Origin of the sequence: Parahoeflea alexandrii (assembly GCF_027214025.1) — a bacterium.
GTDB classification, from domain to species: domain Bacteria; phylum Pseudomonadota; class Alphaproteobacteria; order Rhizobiales; family Rhizobiaceae; genus Hoeflea; species Hoeflea alexandrii_A.
In genome coordinates this window covers 424,249-442,434 of record NZ_JAPWHB010000006.1, presented here as the reverse complement: position 1 = coordinate 442,434, position 18,186 = coordinate 424,249, and the positions used below count along the sequence as shown (strand labels likewise).

At 62.4% G+C, this 18,186-nt stretch carries 13 protein-coding genes; 7 read left to right on the top strand and 6 right to left on the bottom strand.

The features are described 5' to 3' along the window. Nucleotides 1–2: 2 nt before the first annotated feature. A complete protein-coding gene (locus O4H62_RS21245) occupies nucleotides 3–1,013 on the bottom strand; it encodes a ligase-associated DNA damage response exonuclease (RefSeq protein WP_269390842.1) in 1,011 nt (336 codons plus the stop codon). 103 nt (nucleotides 1,014–1,116) lie between these two features. Between O4H62_RS21245 and O4H62_RS21240 the strand changes: the two genes are divergently transcribed. Then, nucleotides 1,117–2,115 carry a methyltransferase gene (locus O4H62_RS21240; RefSeq protein WP_269390841.1) on the top strand — a complete coding sequence of 333 codons (999 nt, stop codon included), beginning with the start codon at nucleotides 1,117–1,119 and terminating at the stop codon, nucleotides 2,113–2,115. 88 nt (nucleotides 2,116–2,203) lie between these two features. Here O4H62_RS21240 and O4H62_RS21235 read toward each other — a convergent pair whose 3' ends face one another. Both O4H62_RS21235 and O4H62_RS21230 read right to left on the bottom strand, forming a co-directional pair. Then, entirely contained in the window at nucleotides 2,204–2,665 is a 462-nt protein-coding gene (locus tag O4H62_RS21235; RefSeq protein ID WP_269390840.1) for a carboxymuconolactone decarboxylase family protein, read from the bottom strand. Nucleotides 2,666–2,693: 28 nt separating this feature from the next. Continuing rightward, nucleotides 2,694–3,194, bottom strand: coding sequence for an RrF2 family transcriptional regulator (locus tag O4H62_RS21230; RefSeq protein WP_269390839.1), 501 nt, complete (start codon nucleotides 3,192–3,194; stop codon nucleotides 2,694–2,696). A 94-nt stretch (nucleotides 3,195–3,288) separates the two neighbouring features. Between O4H62_RS21230 and O4H62_RS21225 the strand changes: the two genes are divergently transcribed. The 3 genes from O4H62_RS21225 to O4H62_RS21215 all read left to right on the top strand — a co-directional run bounded on the left by O4H62_RS21225 (nucleotide 3,289) and on the right by O4H62_RS21215 (nucleotide 8,033). After that, complete coding sequence (locus O4H62_RS21225; RefSeq protein ID WP_430538488.1) at nucleotides 3,289–5,820, top strand: ligase-associated DNA damage response DEXH box helicase; 2,532 nt, start codon at nucleotides 3,289–3,291, stop codon at nucleotides 5,818–5,820. Nucleotides 5,821–5,831: 11 nt separating this feature from the next. Continuing rightward, nucleotides 5,832–6,560 (top strand): ligase-associated DNA damage response endonuclease PdeM, encoded by a 729-nt coding sequence (gene pdeM / locus O4H62_RS21220; RefSeq protein WP_269390838.1) that lies wholly within the window; start codon nucleotides 5,832–5,834, stop codon nucleotides 6,558–6,560. Nucleotides 6,561–7,145: 585 nt separating this feature from the next. Continuing rightward, on the top strand, nucleotides 7,146–8,033 hold the full coding sequence (locus tag O4H62_RS21215) for a hypothetical protein (RefSeq protein WP_269390837.1): 888 nt from the start codon (nucleotides 7,146–7,148) through the stop codon (nucleotides 8,031–8,033). A 63-nt stretch (nucleotides 8,034–8,096) separates the two neighbouring features. On the opposite strand, the gene O4H62_RS21210 is transcribed toward O4H62_RS21215, so the two are convergent. The 3 genes from O4H62_RS21210 to O4H62_RS21200 form a co-directional block, all read right to left on the bottom strand. Further along, the gene (locus O4H62_RS21210; RefSeq protein WP_269390836.1) at nucleotides 8,097–8,903 is read right to left on the bottom strand and encodes a TIGR02186 family protein; all 807 of its coding nucleotides are present in this window, start codon (nucleotides 8,901–8,903) and stop codon (nucleotides 8,097–8,099) included. After that, on the bottom strand, nucleotides 8,903–9,829 hold the full coding sequence (locus O4H62_RS21205; RefSeq protein ID WP_269390835.1) for a sulfite exporter TauE/SafE family protein: 927 nt from the start codon (nucleotides 9,827–9,829) through the stop codon (nucleotides 8,903–8,905). Before O4H62_RS21205 ends, O4H62_RS21210 begins: the two co-directional genes overlap by 1 nt. A 336-nt stretch (nucleotides 9,830–10,165) precedes the next feature. Then, the gene (locus tag O4H62_RS21200; RefSeq protein WP_269390834.1) at nucleotides 10,166–14,068 is read right to left on the bottom strand and encodes a peptidoglycan-binding protein; all 3,903 of its coding nucleotides are present in this window, start codon (nucleotides 14,066–14,068) and stop codon (nucleotides 10,166–10,168) included. Between the two features lie 331 nt (nucleotides 14,069–14,399). On the opposite strand from O4H62_RS21200, the gene O4H62_RS21195 reads away from it, so the two are divergent. The 3 genes from O4H62_RS21195 to O4H62_RS21185 all read left to right on the top strand — a co-directional run bounded on the left by O4H62_RS21195 (nucleotide 14,400) and on the right by O4H62_RS21185 (nucleotide 18,184). Then, the gene (locus O4H62_RS21195; RefSeq protein ID WP_269390833.1) at nucleotides 14,400–14,801 is read left to right on the top strand and encodes a MerR family transcriptional regulator; all 402 of its coding nucleotides are present in this window, start codon (nucleotides 14,400–14,402) and stop codon (nucleotides 14,799–14,801) included. A 341-nt stretch (nucleotides 14,802–15,142) separates the two neighbouring features. Beyond that, nucleotides 15,143–16,939, top strand: coding sequence for an acyl-CoA dehydrogenase C-terminal domain-containing protein (locus tag O4H62_RS21190; RefSeq protein ID WP_269390832.1), 1,797 nt, complete (start codon nucleotides 15,143–15,145; stop codon nucleotides 16,937–16,939). Nucleotides 16,940–17,011: 72 nt separating this feature from the next. Beyond that, nucleotides 17,012–18,184 (top strand): acyl-CoA dehydrogenase family protein, encoded by a 1,173-nt coding sequence (locus O4H62_RS21185; protein WP_269390831.1) that lies wholly within the window; start codon nucleotides 17,012–17,014, stop codon nucleotides 18,182–18,184. Nucleotides 18,185–18,186: the final 2 nt, after the last annotated feature.

Genomic DNA, 18,186 nt, shown 5'->3' with positions numbered 1-18,186 from the left:
GCTCAATCCCCCTCGTCTTCGTAGCCGACCAGATGCAGGGGCCTCGCCGCAATGCCGTGCATGGTGCACCAGCGCACCAGCGCTTCCTCGCGGCCATGGGTGACCCAGACCTCGCCCGGCGATACGGCCTCGATGGTCTCGGCGAGTTCATCCCAATCCGCATGGTCGGAGATCACCAGCGGCAGTTCGACACCGCGCTGGCGGGCGCGGGCCCTGACCTGCATCCAGCCGGAGGCGAAGCTGACCAGAGGATCGGGGAAACGGCGGGCCCACTTGTCGCCGAAAGCCGAGGGTGGTCCAAGGATGATGGCGCCGGCGAAATCGCCCTTGGCGCCGGCATCGACCGTGGCCGGCCGCAGATCCCCCAGAGCTATGCCTTGGCTTTCGTAATAATCGCAGAGTTTCTGCAGGGCGCCGTGGATGTAGAGCGGCCGATGATAGCCGGCGTCGCGGATCAGGCGGATGACGCGTTGCGCCTTGCCCAGTGAATAGACGCCGACCAGATGCGCGCGGTCGGGGTTGCGGCTGACGGATCGCAAAAGGCGCTGGATCTCGTCCGCGGCGCCCGGATGCCGGAATACCGGCAGGGCGAAGGTCGCCTCGGTGATGAAGACATCGCAGGCAACGGGTTCAAACGTGGCGCAGGTGGGATCGGGTCTCGGCTTGTAGTCGCCCGAGGCGACGATGCGCATTCCATCCCTCTCGACAGCGATCTGGGCCGATCCCAGCACATGGCCGGCGGGATGAAATGTCACCGTCACGTCCCTGATGCGGATCGTCTCGCCGAGGCCGGCCGCCTGGGTGGCGCCTGCATGATCGGCGCCATAGCGGATCGCCATGATGTCGAGCGTCTCGGACGTGGCCAGCACATGGCCGTGACCTGCGCGGGCGTGGTCGGCATGGCCATGGGTGATCAGCGCCCGGTCGACGCCGCGCACCGGGTCGATGAAGAAATCGCCGGGCGGGCAATAGAGCCCTTCGCGGCGGGGAATGAGCAGGTCTTCGGGCTTCATCGACATCCCGCATAAGTAGGGCGACTTGAGCCCTTGCGAAAGAGCTTGCGTTTTTCATTGCCTGGCAGCATAGGCTGCGAAACAACTCCTGTTTGGTCCATACATGACATCCCACCAGCTTTCCTCGGGCGATCTGACTGCCGATCGCCGTGCCCACTATGCTCGTCAGTACGCCGAGGGCGGAGACATGAGCGCAGCCGTGGAGTTGCAGGTACAGGCGCTTGAACTGGCGCCGCACTGGGCCGCGGGCTGGCACCAGCTTGCGGGTTACCGCGAGAAGGCCGGGGATCTGACCGGAGCGGCCGACGCCTGGCGCCAGGTGTTGACCCTTTCGCCGACCGATATTTTCGGCGCGAGCCTGAAACTGTCGCTGACCGGCCAGGCGGAGATGCCACCGACACCGCCCACCGAGTATGTCGAAGCGCTGTTCGACGGCTATTCCGACCGCTTCGACACGGCGCTCGTGGAAGACCTCGGCTATCGGGTGCCCGAGCGGCTGGCGGCGATGCTCTGCGACGTCGCTGGCGAGGACAAGCAGTTTGCGCGGGTTATCGACTTGGGATGCGGCACCGGGCTTTTCGGCGAACGGATCCGCCGCATGACCTCCTGGCTGGAAGGCTATGACCTGTCACAGGGCATGCTGGCGAAGGCGGGCGAAAAGGGCGTGTATGACCGGCTCGGCCAGGCCGACATCCTGCACGGGATCACCAACGCCCGGCTGCCGGGTGCGGAACAGGCGGACCTGGTGGTTGCCGCCGATGTGCTGGCCTATTTCGGCGATCTGGACCCGGTGATGGCGGTTGCCTCCGGCCTTGCCACCGGCGGTGGGCTGATCGCGCTGTCGCTCGAAGCCGGACCCGAAGGCTGCGACTGGCTGCTTCAGCCGTCGCTGCGCTATTGCCACGGCGAGGCCTATCTGCGGCGACAACTGGAAAACCACGGTCTTCAGGTAATCAGCCTGTCCCGCGAACCGATCCGCCGGGATGGCGCCGACCTGATATCCGGCCTGCTGGTTGTCGCGCGCAAGCGGCCGGAGGCAATGACGGCAGAGAGGGTTGCCTCGGCTTCGGTGACGGACCCGATCGTTGCGGCCCTAAACTGACTCAGTCGGCGTCAAGGTTTCGCCAGCCAGGCTACAGCCGACGGGGCGAACGCGGCAATCCGCTCCGCCCCGTCGACGCTTCAACTCCTCAGGCTGCGGCGGCAGGCTGGTCGATTGGATGCTGCGTGCGGAAGCCGACAGCCAGCCTGTTCCAGGTGTTGATGGTTCCGATGGCAACGGTGATCCGGACGATCTCCTCGTCGGTAAAGTGCGCCTTGAGCGCCTTGAATTCGGCGTCCGGTATTCCGGTCAGCGATATATTCGTGACCGCGTCCACCCATCCCAGCAACGCGCGTTCCCTGGCGTCATAGACACCCGCTTCGCGCCAGACGCTCATCAGATTGATCCACTGCTCGCTCAGGCCGTCATGACGCGATTCCTTGACGTGCATGTCGACGCAGTAGGCGCAGCCGTTGATCTGCGACGCGCGCAGCTTGATGAGATGGATGTGGCGGCGTTCGAGTCCCGAGGACTGGACGTAGTTCTCCAGCTGCATGACGGCCTGGGCCGCATCGGGGGCGACTTTGTAGAAATCAAGTCGGGTGTGCATCGCAAGTCTCCTTTGATGTCGGCTGGTCTCAGCGAGCCGGTTTGCGTTGATGGTGTTCCAGAAAGGCGCAGCCCCTTGCAATGATGCCGCCATCGTCGGTTTCGACGAGGTCCGCTTTCAGAGCGGCGACCGTTACCCGCGCCAGTTCGGCGCGATAGGCTTTCTCGGCCTTGAGCATGGCCGCGTTGATGCCGCAGGGGGCCTTGAAATAGCGGGCAGGCAACGGATTGGGCCCGCGCTGCCGGATCTCGTTGCAACGGAATGCCGGCGCCGGGCCTTCCACCGCAAGCACGATGTCGAGAAGCGTGATGGCGCCGGGCTGGCGGCCGAGGCGGTATCCGCCCTTCGGGCCTGGCACGGTTGCAAGGATACCTGCCGCCGACAGCGCCTGGAGATGCTTGAGAAGATAGCTGGTGGAGACGCCATGGAATTCGGCCAGGCTCGACGCCGACAACACCGCTCCCGTTTCGAGACCGGCAAGCATGGTCACACTGTGTATCGCCTGCTCTACCCCGTCGCTGAGTTTCATTGCTCACCTCCAATTCGTGGATAGAATTTATCCATGATTCTCCGATGCGTCAATCCCGCTTCTCCTTTCGAGCCGCTTTGCATAGGATCAAGGCGTGAATCACACCGAGCACTCCGACCCCGGGACCCAAGGCTTGCAACTGCCCGAGCCCTTTGCCAGCTGGTTTTCAAGCCGGGGCTGGCAGCCGCGCGCGCATCAACTCGAGCTGCTGCGCGAAACCGCCGCCGGCAGGTCGATGCTGCTGATCGCGCCCACCGGCGCGGGCAAGACGCTGGCCGGGTTTCTTCCGAGCCTGACCGAGCTTGCTGCCCGCGGCAAACCCAAACCGGGCTCCGCCGGCTTCAGATCGCTGCACACACTCTACATTTCGCCGCTCAAGGCGCTGGCCGTGGATATCGAGCGCAACCTGGCGCGCCCGGTCGAGGAAATGGGCCTGCCGGTTCGGATCGAGACCCGGACCGGGGATACGCCGCAATCCAAGCGCGCCCGGCAGCGTACCGATCCACCGGATATCCTGCTGACCACGCCCGAGCAGGTGTCGCTGCTCATTGCCAATGCCCATGCCGAGAGGCTGTTTTCCGGCCTGCGCTATGTGATCTTCGACGAGTTGCACTCGCTGATCGCCTCCAAGCGCGGACATTTGCTCTCGCTGGCTCTCGCCCGGCTGCGAAAACTGGCGCCGGGCCTGCGCACCATCGGCCTGTCGGCGACGGTGGCGGATCCGGAGGAATTACAGCGCTGGCTGGTGCCGCAATCGCGACTGTCGGATGAACTCGCGGGACGGATCACGGTAGCCGGCGGCGCCAGCCCGATCATCACAATTCTCGAGAGCGAGGAGCGGATTCCCTGGTCCGGCCATTCGGCGCGCTACGCCATCCCCGACGTTTATCAGACCATCAAGGACCACCGCACCACGCTGATCTTCGTCAATACCCGCAGCCAGGCGGAACTGCTGTTCCAGGAGTTGTGGCGGATCAATGATGACAGTCTGCCGATCGCCCTGCATCACGGCTCGCTGGATGCGGCGCAGCGGCGGCGGGTGGAGGCGGCGATGGGGCGTAACGAGCTCAGAGCCGTTGTCGCCACCTCGACCCTGGACCTGGGGATCGACTGGGGCGACGTCGACCTGGTGGTGCATGTCGGGGCGCCCAAGGGCGCGAGCAGGCTGGCGCAACGGATCGGGCGGGCCAATCACCGCATGGACGAGCCGAGCCGGGCGATCCTGACGCCGGCCAACCGCTTCGAGGTGCTCGAGTGCCAGGCGGCGATCGACGCCAATTATGTCGGCGCGCAGGACACGCCGCCCGGCGGCGATGGCGGGCTCGACGTTCTGGCCCAGCATGTGCTCGGCATGGCGGCGGCAGGCCCGTTTGACGCGGATGAGCTCTATGCGGAGGTGTCCAGCGCCTCCCCCTATGCGTACCTCGATCGGGAAACCTTCGACAAGGTGATCGAATTCGTCGCCACCGGCGGCTATGCGCTGAAGAGCTACGAACGTTACGCGCGAATCCGCAAGCGCGCGGACGGGTTGTGGCGGATCTCCAATCCGCAGGTGGCGCAGCAATACCGGCTCAATATCGGCACCATCATCGAGGCGCCGATGCTCAACGTGCGGATGACCAGCCGCAAGAACGGCACACTGTCGGGCCGCGGCGGGCCGCCGCTGGGCAAGGTCGAGGAGTATTTCCTGGAGACGCTGGCGCCTGGCGACACCTTCCTGTTCTCGGGCAAGATCCTCAGGTTCGAGGGCATTCGCGAGAACGAATGCCTGGTCTCCAAGGCCTGGGACCAGGACCCGAAGGTGCCTGCCTATGCCGGCGGCAAGTTTCCGCTCTCGACCTATCTTGCCGACAGCGTCCGGGCGATGATCGCCGATCCGTCGACCTGGGGATCGCTGCCCGGCCAGGTCTCGGACTGGCTCAGGATGCAACAGCAGGTCTCGCAGCTTCCGGCGCGCGACAGCCTGCTGATCGAAACGTTTCCGCGGGCGGAACGCTTCTTCATGGTGCTCTATCCCTTCGAGGGACGGATCGCCCACCAGACACTGGGCATGTTGCTGACACGGCGGCTCGAACGGCTTGGCGCCCAGCCGCTCGGCTTTGTCGCCACCGATTATTCGCTAGCCGTCTGGGGCCTCGAGGACATGGGCGCGATGATCTCGGACGGCAGGCTCGGTCTCGCCGATCTGTTCGACGAGGACATGCTGGGCGACGATCTCGATGCCTGGCTGAACGAATCCTGGATGCTCAAGCGAACCTTCCGGGCCTGTGCCGTGATCTCCGGGCTGATCGAGCGGCGGCATCCCGGCAAGGAAAAATCCGGCCGCCAGGTCACGGTCTCCGCCGACCTGATCTATGACGTGCTCAGGAGCCACGAGCCCGACCATATCCTGCTGCGCGCGACCCGCGCCGATGCGGCACAGGGGCTTTTGGACATTCAGCGGCTCGGCGCTATGCTCAAGCGAATCAAGGGCCACATCAGGCACCGGCCGCTCGAGCACATCTCGCCGCTGGCGGTGCCGATCATGCTGGAAATCGGCCGCGAACCGGTTTCCGGCGAGGCCCATGAAAGCATATTGGCCGAGGCGGCGGACGACCTGCTTGCCGAGGCACAGAGCCAGACTTGAACGGAACAGGCATGCACGGCAGGGCAGCGGCGCTCAGAACAGACATTCCGGCCACGGGGCCGATGACGGTCGAGCTCAATGTCAACGGAACAGCCGTGGTTTGCGACCGCTCCGGCGTGCTCTGGCTGCCCGACAGCGCCACGCTCGTGGTCTCCGACCTGCACCTGGAAAAAGGCGCGGCTTTCGCCCGCCGCGGTATGCTGCTGCCCCCCTACGATACCGCCGCGACCCTGGCGCGGCTTGGTGCGGCGATCGCCGGCTATGCGCCGCGGCTGGTGATCAGTCTGGGCGACAGCTTCCATGACCGGAGCGGCTCGGCACATCTGCCGGAGGGTTACCGCGAGCAGTTGCGGGGCCTGCAGCGGGGCCGTGACTGGATCTGGATCGAAGGCAATCACGATCCGGACAGGCCCGAGGGGCTGGAGGGCAGCTTCTGCAGCGAACTGCATGTGGACACGCTTGTGTTCCGGCACGAGCCGAAATCCGGCGCGGCGGACGGGGAAATTGCAGGCCACCTGCATCCGGCGGCCCGCGTGGTCCGGCGTGGCAAGGGCGTGCGCCGTCCGTGTTTTGCCAGCGACGGGAAGCGACTGCTGATGCCGGCTTTCGGTTCGACCACCGGCGGGCTCGAATTGCGGCACCCGGCGATGCGCGGACTGTTCGACCGAAAGCAACTGGTGGCCCACCTGATCGGCAAGGACCGGCTCTATTCCGTCGCCTTCAACCGGATGAACGGCTGAGCCGTGTATTGCGCGCGCCCCGGAACACCATAAGATTGACGAGATGGCAATTCAGGCCATTAGCACCTAGGTAATCAACCGCACACGCCACACCATCGCTTACCGGTCCGGCAGCATTTACAGCCAGAATTCCTTTTCCGGTGGCGCTTGTAAAAAACGAGTAAATACGCTTACTGTATTATTTGGTGACGACGAACCGATCTTCAAACTCAAATTCTTGCAATATAAATTGATGCTCCATGCAGGAGAATCCATGCAAATACTCAACCTTTTCACTGTTTTTTCTTAGATTTTGGCAAATCGAATAGCAAGATTGAAAAAATGATATGCTTGTTCTAGTCGAGCGGTGTGAAGGCTCAGGAAAGATTGTGATCTCTCTTGGTGCTGGCGTCTTTATTCCAGTATCAGAGCGCATCAACATAGAACAGCTTGCCCTGTCGGCTCCAGCGCTTTAGGAAGGTCGCTTGGGGTGAGCACAAATGTGTACTCTTGTGGAGGGGGTTGTCTGCGATATTTTGTACTGCTAGAGCAGCGGCCCGATGAAGCGTATCGTCCACCAAATTTTTTAGTAATGCGGGATCTTTCATGCAGAAACTTGAGCTCTCACCGGACCTGTTCTTCTCTAACCTCCGTACAGTCAATCGCGATCTCTGCAAGGACGCCATGCTTGGCCTAGTTCATCGGTATGATCTGAGTGGCAAGAACGTGCTTTCGCTGGGCGCAGGCGAAGCTTTCGAAGAGTCTTGGTTTTATAATAGCGACTGCACCCTCACCTTGAACGACATCAACCTGTCATTCACTCCGGCGGTCTGCCAAGGGAGCGGATTGACGTTTTATCATGGTGATGCTGGGGCAGCATTGGTTGATATCCCTGACGGGCGATACGATCTGCTCTATGTTTCCAGCTTCCATCCGGATGAAATCAGGCGGGAGACAATCCAGGCTGATTTTGTAGCCCAACAAACCGAAGATCAGGCTGCACACTACGTCACATGGCCAGATGACGAATTACCATACTCCGAAACGTTAAACGATGCTCTGGCCAAAATTCGAGACGGAGGGTTGGTAATCTTTCAGCACTATAGAGGAGGAGTGTGCGTCGACACCAACCCGCATTACATCGACGAAATTGAAAAACAATTCCAAAGCGCCGGTGTCCAACTGCTTGAGGTCTACACATTCCGGCGCTCTACGCCGCACCTTCTGGTGGTTGGCTACAAAGGCGACGCTTCACACGCGTTGGAGTTCAGTAAATCATTGCAGGCCCGCCCCGAAATCAAGACGTTTCACGGCCGCTATGGCGACAAGGAAATATCAACAGACGTCGTGAAGGTCTTTGAACTTGCGAGCGAGCATATCAGACCGCGGAAAGTCTTTCCGCCCCCCCCTACAGCTCATGCAGAGCCACAACCTACTCCTCCAGCCGCGTCGGCAGGCATTGTCGAGCGGCTTCGCAGTCTTTTTCGCAGATAACTTAAAACACGCGCCTCGCACCGTGGCGATTCGGATGCATCGCCTATCCGGTCCATCCGACGGTCAATCCTTGCGGAAGATGACGCTGCCCAGCCATCCGGTCAGGGTGGCAAGAAGCACCGCAATAACACCGTAGGCGAGCGAATAGACATGGGCGAAGTTGTAGATGAACTGCTCCAGGCCGGTCTTGACCACCCGAAGCGGGATCACCTTTTCCATGACGAACTGGTTGTTCTTGTAAAGAACCGCACGGACCTTGTGCTGGCCGACCGGAATATTGGCCGGAAGCCGGACGGTGGCGCGGAACAGCGCCTTTGAGATGAACTGGACGCCGGTCGGATCGCGTTGGTACAGGCCGCTGGCCTGCTTGATGCGCCGCAAAGCCTCGCGAAACTCGGTCAGCCGGGAACCGTCGCCGACGCCGCCGGTGGGTACAAGCCGGATGTTGTCGATGCCGATATCGCGCGAGGCTAGCTCCATCAGATTGGCAATATCGGGCAGCGGCCGGGTGCTCGACATCGAATAGGATGCCGGAATCGGCTCAAAGCGGATCGAATGCCGGTTGATCCAGATCCCCGCGACGCGCTCCTTGCGCCGCACCGTCGAGGTTTTGCGCGGGCCTTCAAGGGCAACAACCACGTCATAGGCAAACGTGGCGAGGAGCAATTCGTCGGCACCGTCAATCGCACCGAAGACGGTGATGTCGGCGCCGGAGAAATCCGAGGTGATGGCGATCTCGTTGGTGGAAATTCCGATGTCGATCCGTTCGGAAAACTTGTCGTTGATCGTCACGGACGGGTCGGCGAGCTGAGCCGCGGCCGGGAGGCTCGCAAATACAGACACAACAAACAGCAGGACCACGCAGCGCATCAGAAGCCGAAACTCCCGCTGACCACGGAGTAGATTTCGTCGGGCGGCAACACCAAGTCGAACCCGAGACGGATGCCAACGCCAAGAACCAGCAACGCAAGGCCGGCGCGCAATTGTTCGCCACGCATCTTCTGGCCGACGCGGACACCATATTGCGCACCGATCACGCCGGCGATCATCAACAGCCATGCCAGGACGATATCGACCGAAAAGTTGGTCGCCGCCTGCACAACCGTCGTGAAGGCAGTGACGAAGATGATCTGGAACAGCGATGTTCCGATCACGACACTGGTCGGGATACGCAGCAGATAGATCATCGCCGGGACCATGATGAAGCCGCCGCCAACCCCCATCACCGAGGTGAGAACGCCAATGGCAAAGCCGAGCATGATGACCGGGATGACACTGAGATAGAGCTTGGAGCGCTTGAAGCGCATCTTGAACGGCAGTCGATGTACCCAGTTGTGCTGGCCGGGCTTGCGCAGCGACACCGGCTTGTTCTTGGCGGCGCGGCGAAGCGAAATGATGCTTTCCCAGAGCATAAGCCCGCCGACCGACCCGAGAAACACGACGTAGAGCAACGAGATGATCAGATCCAGTTGGCCAAGACGGCGCAGCATGGAGAATATCTGTATGCCGACCGTCGCGCCGGCCAAACCGCCGACCAGCAAAACAAGTCCGAGCTTGATATCAAGCGTGCCGCGCCGGAAATGTGCCAGGGCGCCAGAAACCGACGACGCGACAACCTGATTGGCGCCGGTGGCAACGGCGACGGCGGGTGGAATATTGTAGAAGATCAAGAGCGGCGTGATCAGGAAGCCACCGCCGACGCCAAACATGCCGGACAGGAAACCCACTGCCGCGCCCATCCCGAGGATGACGAAGATATTGACCGACAATTCTGCGATCGGCAGGTAAATGGTCACCTTGCGCCCCCGGGCGTCAATGACAGGAAAAAGAGTTGCGCCGGGGATAGTCCGACAGAACGGTTTTGCGCGTTTCGGCGATGCGAGTCAAATAGGTTGACGTCTTCCGGGCACGGTTTTGGCGGTGTGGGCAAGGTTTTCCGCGCCAACAGGGACATGGAGGCTCCACCTGTGCTGCCTGATGCACAACCGGGTGCGGTAAGATCTTGAATCGACGTATATTCGAAGCCGCTCAATTTCCCCGGCCAGGCGGACACGCACACGGTCGGTGCGGCCGCGAGAGCAGACATTTCACGGCAATTTCCGGTTGGCGGGGCGACCGCCCCGCGAACCGGTTCAGCCGTTGCGCGCGAGCAGTTCCCTGACCAGCTTGTCGTCGATTTCACCAGTCGGCTCCATGCCTATGGAAGCCTGGAACTGCTTGATCGCAGCAACTGTCTTCTTGCCCATCACGCCGTCGGGTGCGCCGGCATCAAATCCATTGTTGTTGAGAATGCCCTGGATGTTGCGGATCGCCTTGCTCATGTCGACCGACGCGGTTTCGGTGGATGCCCCCTGCCAGGATGCCGGCACTTCAACCTCGTTGGCATCCGGATCAATCGGCTGTGCCGTCCAGTTGGCGACCGAAGCGCGGGCCGCCTCGACCTGCTCGGGACGAAGCGCGTTGAACACCTCATCGCGCTTGACTGCGGCATCCTTATCGCCGTCATTGGCCGCGATGGCGAACCATTTGTAGGATTTTTCGAGGTCGCGCGGAACGCCGTCGCCGCGGGCATAGAGGATCGCGAGGTTGACCTGGCTGTCACGGACGCCGACTTCGGCGGCGCGGCCGAACCATTCGGCGGCGTTCTCGTAATCCGGCACGGCTCCGGCGGTGGCATAGAGCACTGCGAGATTGTGCATCGCGCTGGCGTTGCCCTGCTCGGCTGCGAGCTGGTACCATTTCTTGGCGGCATCGAGATCGCGCTCGAGGCCACTGCCCTTTTCATAGAAATTGGCAATCCGGTACTGGGACGGTGCGTGGCCGAGATCAGCAGCGCGCTGATACCAGGTCGCCGCCGACTTGAGATCGACCGGGACGCCGCGACCTTCGGTGAAGCGGGCGCCGATTTCGTAGAAAGCCAGCGGATTGCCGGCAGCCGCTGCGGCCTTGAGCGCGCCAGTCGCTGCATCCTGGGGCAGCGCATCCAGCGCGGCGGTCAGCACCTCATCGCTTGCCGGCGCCGCTTCCTCAAGAGGGGCTATTGCCGCCGTGGATTCCAGCGATGTCGCTTCCGGCGCCATTTCCGTCATCTGTGATTGCGGATCCGAGCCGGGTTCGATCACCCTCACCTCGGGCAACCGTGCTTCGACGACCGGTTGCTGATCCTGCGTTTCGGCCATCATGTCCGGACCATCGCCAGACATTGAGGTCTGCTCGACGGTATCGGCTGGCTCGACAATTGCCGGCTCGACAGCCGCGATTTCCTCATTGCCCCCGGAGATGAGGCCGGAAACCAGCGGGAAGGACATGATCGCCAGCAAGACCGCGCCGGCAGCCATCAGGAGCGGGCGGCGGCGCGACTTGAGCACCTCGAGCATTCCGCCACCACCGCTCTTGCGGCTCTTGCCGATGGTTTCCACTTCGGCGGCCGCGGCCATGGCGGCGCGGCGGGCGGAAGCGAGAAACTCGGATTTTTCCGAACCATTGTCAGCCGGGCTACCGCCGCGCTGGCGTTCGGCTGCCTGGGCTTCGCGGACCTTCTGCAGAATGCGGTTGATGTCCGGCGCGCCCGATCCGGGCTCGAGCGGCATATTGGCGGTCTCCGCATCCAGTTCCATCGATGGATCCAGCGGCGGAGAATCGTCTTCGGTAAACTGCGGCTCGGCCTGGGTCTTGGACTGGTCCTTGCCCGGCCTGATACGCGCTGCCAAACCCGAGAGGAAAGACTTTTCGCCGCCGCTGCTGGACTGCGAAAGCCCTTCGTCGTCGTGAGCTTCCGCCCCCTGGCTGTTCGCGTAGGCCGCGGCCAGTGCTGCGGCCTCGGAGGGAGAGCGCGCCGGTTGCGCCTTCGTCTCCACCTGGGGACGGCTCATTCCGGAACCTGTGTCCTCATGGTCTGCCGCCAGATGCATGACATCGTCAAGCGACTGAACCGAAGCCTGCGGCATCACAGCTTCGCCCGTGCCATGCGCACCAGTTGCGGCCTGGTGAAACGCCGGCGAGGGAGCGTCGAGACGTTCCAGGCGCCCGGCGATCTTCAGCATGGTTTCCTGGACGGCTTCGAACGCACGGGTGGTCCGGTCTTCCGTCTTCCGGCTCAGACCCTCCAGCGCCCTGAGATCGTCGGCAAGCGCCGTGATGACTTCCATATTGGCGAGGGATTGCGGCGACGGGGTGCTGCCCATCTGGCCGGAATAGGCCGACAACGCCGCTTCCGCAGCCTGACGGGCGGCTTCGACGACAAATTCGTCGCTGGTTGCCAGGTGTTCCTCGATGGAGGCCAGGCGCTCTTCGAAAGCCTCTGTTCCCGCACCCGCAGGCGCCGAGCTGATCAGGCGGGAAAGATTGGCGATCTGGTCTTCGAGGCCGCGCATCGCCTGGTCGCTCGGACCGGTACCGGCATTGCTCGACATGTCGAGCCGGTCGGCGATATCGGCCAGCCTGGCTTCCAGGTTCTCGATCCCGGGCATCATTGCCGGCACCTGATCCAGATAGGGCCGGTCCAGGCGGGCGGAGATTTCGGCGAGCTGGGCCTCAACGTTTTCGAGCCCGCTCACCGGCTGCATGGCGTTGCCGGCGGCGGAGACTTCCGCCTGCTGCAGCCTGTCCGCGATTTCGGCGAGCCGGGCGTCGAGCGTTTCGAGGCCGGGCAGCGGATCGATGCTGCGCGACACGGTCGCCTCGGCGCGGCCGATCAGCGCTTCCAGACGGCCGATGACAGCTTCCGGCACGGCGCCAACCTGCGGCGCCGGGATGGAAAGGCTTTCGATCTGATGGGCCAGATTGTCCAGCCGGGCGATCAGGGAGTCATCCACGCCGCGTGCGTCGAGGGCCTCGATCCTGCCGGTGATGTCGTTGAGATAGTCGGCCAGCTCGGGCATGCGGTCATCGCGGGCGCCGTGCTCGAGATAGGACTGGAGATTTTCGATCCGTGCATCCAGGCGGGCAATGGCTTCCTCGTCGGCCAGCTGGGCAACGCGCGCCGCAAGATGCTCGATGCGGCTGCCGATCTCGGTTTCGACGGCAGCAGGTTCGAGTTCGTCGATTTTCTGGGCGACGGAGGCCAGACGGGCCTCAAGCCGCTCGAACGGAGCATTGTTGACAGCGGCCGACGTCGGAGCCGGCAGGGCCGCGATGGCCCGGGTGATTTCATCAAGCCGTGCGCCGAGCAGATCGAACTGCTCCGGCAAATCCGGGCTGGCGGACACGGCCTGCCGTGTCATCGTCTCGATTGCCTGCGAAAGCTGGGCGATCTTGTCCTCGATTGCCTGCCCCTGACCGGATGCGGGCATGCCTGCCAGGAATTCGCGGATTTCGTCAACGCGATAGGCCAGGTTGACGAGTTCCTCGCGGAGCGCGGCCATGTCGAGGCCGGAGACCTGCTCCTCCATCGACTGCCAACGGGATTCAAGCGAGCGGACACTCTCTTCCCGGGCCAGCTGATCGACCATTTCGCGCATGGAATCGAGCTCGTGCCGGAGCGCGTCCGCGCCACCGTCCTGAGTGCCGAGCGCGTCGATGGAAGCCGAAATGCCTGCAAGATCCCGGCGCAGTTCCCTGGGCAGCGACTGATCGCGGGCTTCCTTGCGCAGCTCGCCCATCTCGCGGCGGAGCGCCGTCATCTCATTGATGAGCTGCTGGCTCAGATCGGGTCTTGGATCCTGACGCGCGGCGGAAAAAGGATCGGCGGCGGTCTTGCGGGCGGGCTGACGGGTTTGCGCATCGCGGCCTGTGGGCATCGCTGCGGCATGCGACGCTGCAGCAGCCTTGACCGACCCGCCGCGCTGCGCCTCTTCGAGAGCCCGCTGCCGGGCACGAATGTCATCAAGAAGGTCGCCGCCCAGACCGGAAGACTGCGGCTTTGGCGCGGGGACCTGCGGAGCCTTTGCCGGATACCTGCCGGCTGCTGCTGCAGTGTCGCCGCGGCCCATCATTGTTTCAATCCGCGCTTCCAGGCTCTCGATTGTGCGGTTGAGCGAATCCAGCGAGGATCCGCCTGCACCCGGCCTGCTTGAATGAGATCGCGATCCGTTCATTTTTATTTCCGCTTCGCGTTGTTGACCAGGGCCTGACGCCCCACCCCCGTCCGCAGCACATCCATATCGCTCTCCGGGCCGCAGGGAAAAATCCCGACACCGAAAAGCCAGACTTCAAACCGGTAACAACAAGATACAACGAATCCGGGCTTACTGCTCTTCGCGCCCACATTCTGCGAAACGTGGTAAACAACCCGTTAACCAAGGTTACTTTTCTTCTGTCCGGACGTGTGAAACCGCGGCGACTTGACGTGACGTAAGGTATAATGTCACACCGCGATCGAGCTTTCGGAAATAGGAAAAATGGCGGCTTTGGCCAACGATGAATGAGATGAGTGACAGCAGCGCGGACCATGACGAGGCGGTCTACAGAATTGGCGATCTGGCCGAAGAATTCGGCGTCACGTTGAGAACTTTACGGTTTTACGAGGACAAGGGCCTGCTCAAGCCGACACGGGTCGGCGTCACACGGCTTTTCTCAAAACGCGACCGGGCCCGTCTCAAGCTGATCCTTCTGGGCAAGCGGGTCGGGTTTTCGCTGACCGAGGTCAAGCGGATGATCGACCTGTATGATCCGCGCGGAAAGAATGTCACCCAGCTCAAGGTGGCCCTGTCAAAGGGCGAGGCGCAGATGCGGGTGCTCGAGGACCAGCGCGCCACCATCAACACCGCCATCGAAGAGCTTGAACGGACCATAGCGGTGGTCCGCGAGATGCTGGCCGAATCAGAATAGACGCAAGCCCGCCACCAACGCATTCACGATAACCCGCCCAAAAGGCGGGTTTTTTGTTGTCCATCGCGTCCGCCATCCCGGCTTGAGGCGCCACGACGCCCGTTCGAAGGTACTGCGAAGGGTCCATTTTGATTCACCCGGCCTCTTGTTTTTCTGATTTTCCGAGAGGCCGTCATCAAAAAATCACTAGTTTTTAATAGATATTGGGATCAGGATGCATACGCAGACCTGATTTGCTCCATTTTTGACGTTTACGCAAACGTCAAAATTTAGTAAGCAGCGGTACGGGGATCGCCGGGCTATCGTGCCCGAGGCGACGAAACTACAAGGGATGAGGATCCATGCCAGTCTTCAAGGCGCCGGTCGATGACACGCTTTTCATTCTCAATGATGTGCTCGGATACGAGCGCTACATGAATCTGCCTGGATTTGCGGATGCAAGCCCGGACATCGTCGAGGCCATCCTGCAGGAAGGCGCACGTATCTCCGAGGAAGTGCTGTTTCCGCTCAACCAGGTCGGCGACCAGGAAGGCTGCACCCGGCATGACGACGCAACCGTGTCGACGCCGAAGGGTTTCAAGCAGGCCTACAAGCAATATTGTGAAGGCGGCTGGCTCGGCCTTGCCGCGTCTCCCGAGTATGGCGGCCAGGGCCTGCCCTACGCGCTGCACACGGCCGTCTCCGAGTACATGATCTCGGCCAACCTTTCGCTGATGATGTATCCCGGCCTGACCCAGGGCGCGGTTGCCGCGATCCACGAACACGGCTCGGACGAGCAGAAGGCCAAATTCCTTCCCAAGATGATCGAAGGTATCTGGACCGGCACGATGAACCTGACCGAGCCGCATTGCGGCACCGATCTGGGACTGCTGCGCACCAAGGCAGTGCCGCAGGGTGACGGCAGCTACAAGATTTCCGGCCAGAAGATCTTCATCTCCGCCGGCGAACACGACATGTCCGACAACATCATCCACCTGGTTCTGGCCCGCATCGAGGGCGCGCCTGAAGGCGTGAAGGGCATCTCGCTGTTCATCGTGCCGAAGTTCATGGTTGGCGACGACGGCTCGCTGGGCGACCGCAACCCGGTCACCTGCGGCTCGCTTGAAGAGAAGATGGGCATCCACGGCAATGCCACCTGCGTGATGAACTACGACGAAGCCACCGGCTACCTGATCGGCACGGAGAACGCCGGCCTGAAGGCGATGTTCGTGATGATGAACGAGGCCCGCCTCGGCGTCGGACTGCAGGGCCAGGCAATGGGCGAGATCGCCTACCAGAACGCCGTTGCCTATGCGCGCGAGCGTCTGCAGGGCCGGTCGCTGTCGGGGCCGAAGGCGCCGGACAAGAAGGCCGACCCGATCATCGTGCATCCCGATGTGCGCCGGACGCTGATGACCATCCGCGCCTTCAACGAGGCCGGGCGCGCCTTCATGCTGTGGACCGCGCTCAAATCCGATGTCGCCCACAAGTCCGAAGTCGAAGCGGACGTCCAGCAAGCCGACGACCTGCTGACCCTGGTCACCCCGGTGGTCAAGGGCGTGCTCACCGACAAGGGCTTCGATCACGCGGTGATGGCGCAGCAGATGTTCGGCGGCCATGGCTACATCGAAGAATGGGGCATGAGCCAGTATGTCCGCGACGCCCGCATCGCCATGATCTACGAGGGCGCTAACGGCATCCAGGCGCTCGACCTCGTCGGCCGCAAGCTCGGCCAGAACGGTGGCCGCGCGGTGATGGCGTTCTTCAAGGAAGTCGGCGATTTCTGCGAGGAAAACCGCAGCAACGAAGAACTGGCGCTCTACACCAAGAGCCTGAAGAAGGGCCTCAACGACCTGCAGGCCTCGACCATGTGGCTGATGCAGAACGCGATGGCCAAGCCCGACAATGCCGGGGCGGCCTCGACCGACTACATGCACCTCTTCGGGCTGGTGGCGCTGGGTTACATGTGGGCGCTGATGGCCAAGGCGGCAGTCGAAAAGCGCGACAACGGCGCAGACGGCAAGGAAGAATTCCTCGCCTCCAAGCTGCTTGTCGGCAAGTTCTTCATGGAACGCATCATGCCGGAGACCTCGCTGCGCAAGACCCGCATCGAGACCGGCGCCGATACCATGATGGAATTGGCTGCGGAAGCTTTCTAGGCCGGGTCCGCCTGCTTGATTGAAACGGTGGCGGGCGCATAGCCGCCCGCCGGATTTTTCTGGGAGGAAGACATGGCGACATTGCCATCGGAAGTGCTTGGCGTACCCCGTCCGGACTGGATGGAAGACGACGTCGCCATGCTCGCGGACATGGCCAGCCGCTGGCTGGAAGCCGAAGTGGTTCCGCATTACGACCGCTATGAGAAACAGGAAATGGTCGACCGCAGCGCCTGGGAAGGCGCGGGCGCCGCCGGCCTGCTGTGTGCGGCGATCCCGGAAGAATACGGCGGTTCGGGCGGCACCTACGCCCATGAGGCGGCGATCATCGAAGCGCTCGGACGCACCGGCACCGACGGGTTCGGCATCGCGCTGCACAACGCCATCGTCGCCCCCTACATTCTGCATTTCGGCTCCGAGGAGCAGAAGCGGAAATGGCTGCCCAAGATGGCGTCGGGCGAGATGATCGGCGCCATCGCCATGACCGAACCCGGCGCAGGGTCTGACCTTCAGGGCATCAAGACCACGGCCAGGAAAAATGGCAATCACTACGTCATCAACGGCTCGAAGACCTTCATCACCAATGGCCAGCACGCCAACCTGATCATCGTCGTCTCCAAGACCGATCCGACCAAGGGCGCCAAGGGCATCTCGCTGATGGTGGTCGAGACCGACGAGGTCGAAGGCTTCCGCCGCGGCCGCAATCTCGACAAGGTCGGGCTCAAATCCAACGACACGTCGGAGCTGTTCTTCGACGATGTGCGGATCCCGACCGCCAACATGCTCGGCACCGAGGAAGGCCAGGGTTTTGCCCAGCTGATGACGGAACTGCCGCAGGAGCGGCTGCTGATCGCCAACCAGGCGATCTCGATGATCGAGCGGGCGCTGGCGATCACCATCGACTACGTCAAGGAACGCAAGGCCTTCGGCAAGGCCGTGATCGAGTTCCAGAACACCCAGTTCAAGCTGGCGGAGCTGAAATCCGAAGCCACCATGGCGCGCGTGTTCGTCAATCATTGCGTCGGCGAGCACCTGAAGGGCCAGCTCAGCTCGACCACCGCCTCGATGGCCAAGTACCTGACCACCGATCTGCAGTGCAAGGTGGCGGACGAATGCGTACAGCTGCATGGCGGCTACGGCTACATGAACGAATATCCGGTGGCGCGGATGTTCCGCGACGCGCGGGTGCAGCGGATCTATGGCGGCACCAACGAGATCATGAAACTGCTGATCGCAAGGAGCCTGTAAGC

Bases quoted from the DNA above. Each gene is read 5' to 3' on its own strand.
- O4H62_RS21245 (WP_269390842.1), bottom strand. From the start codon at position 1,013: ATGAAGCCCGAAGACCTGCTCATTCCCCGCCGCGAAGGGCTCTATTGC.
- O4H62_RS21240 (WP_269390841.1), top strand. From the start codon at position 1,117: ATGACATCCCACCAGCTTTCCTCGGGCGATCTGACTGCCGATCGCCGT.
- O4H62_RS21235 (WP_269390840.1), bottom strand. From the start codon at position 2,665: ATGCACACCCGACTTGATTTCTACAAAGTCGCCCCCGATGCGGCCCAG.
- O4H62_RS21230 (WP_269390839.1), bottom strand. From the start codon at position 3,194: ATGAAACTCAGCGACGGGGTAGAGCAGGCGATACACAGTGTGACCATG.
- pdeM (WP_269390838.1), top strand. From the start codon at position 5,832: ATGCACGGCAGGGCAGCGGCGCTCAGAACAGACATTCCGGCCACGGGG.
- O4H62_RS21215 (WP_269390837.1), top strand. From the start codon at position 7,146: ATGCAGAAACTTGAGCTCTCACCGGACCTGTTCTTCTCTAACCTCCGT.
- O4H62_RS21210 (WP_269390836.1), bottom strand. From the start codon at position 8,903: ATGCGCTGCGTGGTCCTGCTGTTTGTTGTGTCTGTATTTGCGAGCCTC.
- O4H62_RS21200 (WP_269390834.1), bottom strand. From the start codon at position 14,068: ATGAACGGATCGCGATCTCATTCAAGCAGGCCGGGTGCAGGCGGATCC.
- O4H62_RS21195 (WP_269390833.1), top strand. From the start codon at position 14,400: ATGAGTGACAGCAGCGCGGACCATGACGAGGCGGTCTACAGAATTGGC.
- O4H62_RS21190 (WP_269390832.1), top strand. From the start codon at position 15,143: ATGCCAGTCTTCAAGGCGCCGGTCGATGACACGCTTTTCATTCTCAAT.
- O4H62_RS21185 (WP_269390831.1), top strand. From the start codon at position 17,012: ATGGCGACATTGCCATCGGAAGTGCTTGGCGTACCCCGTCCGGACTGG.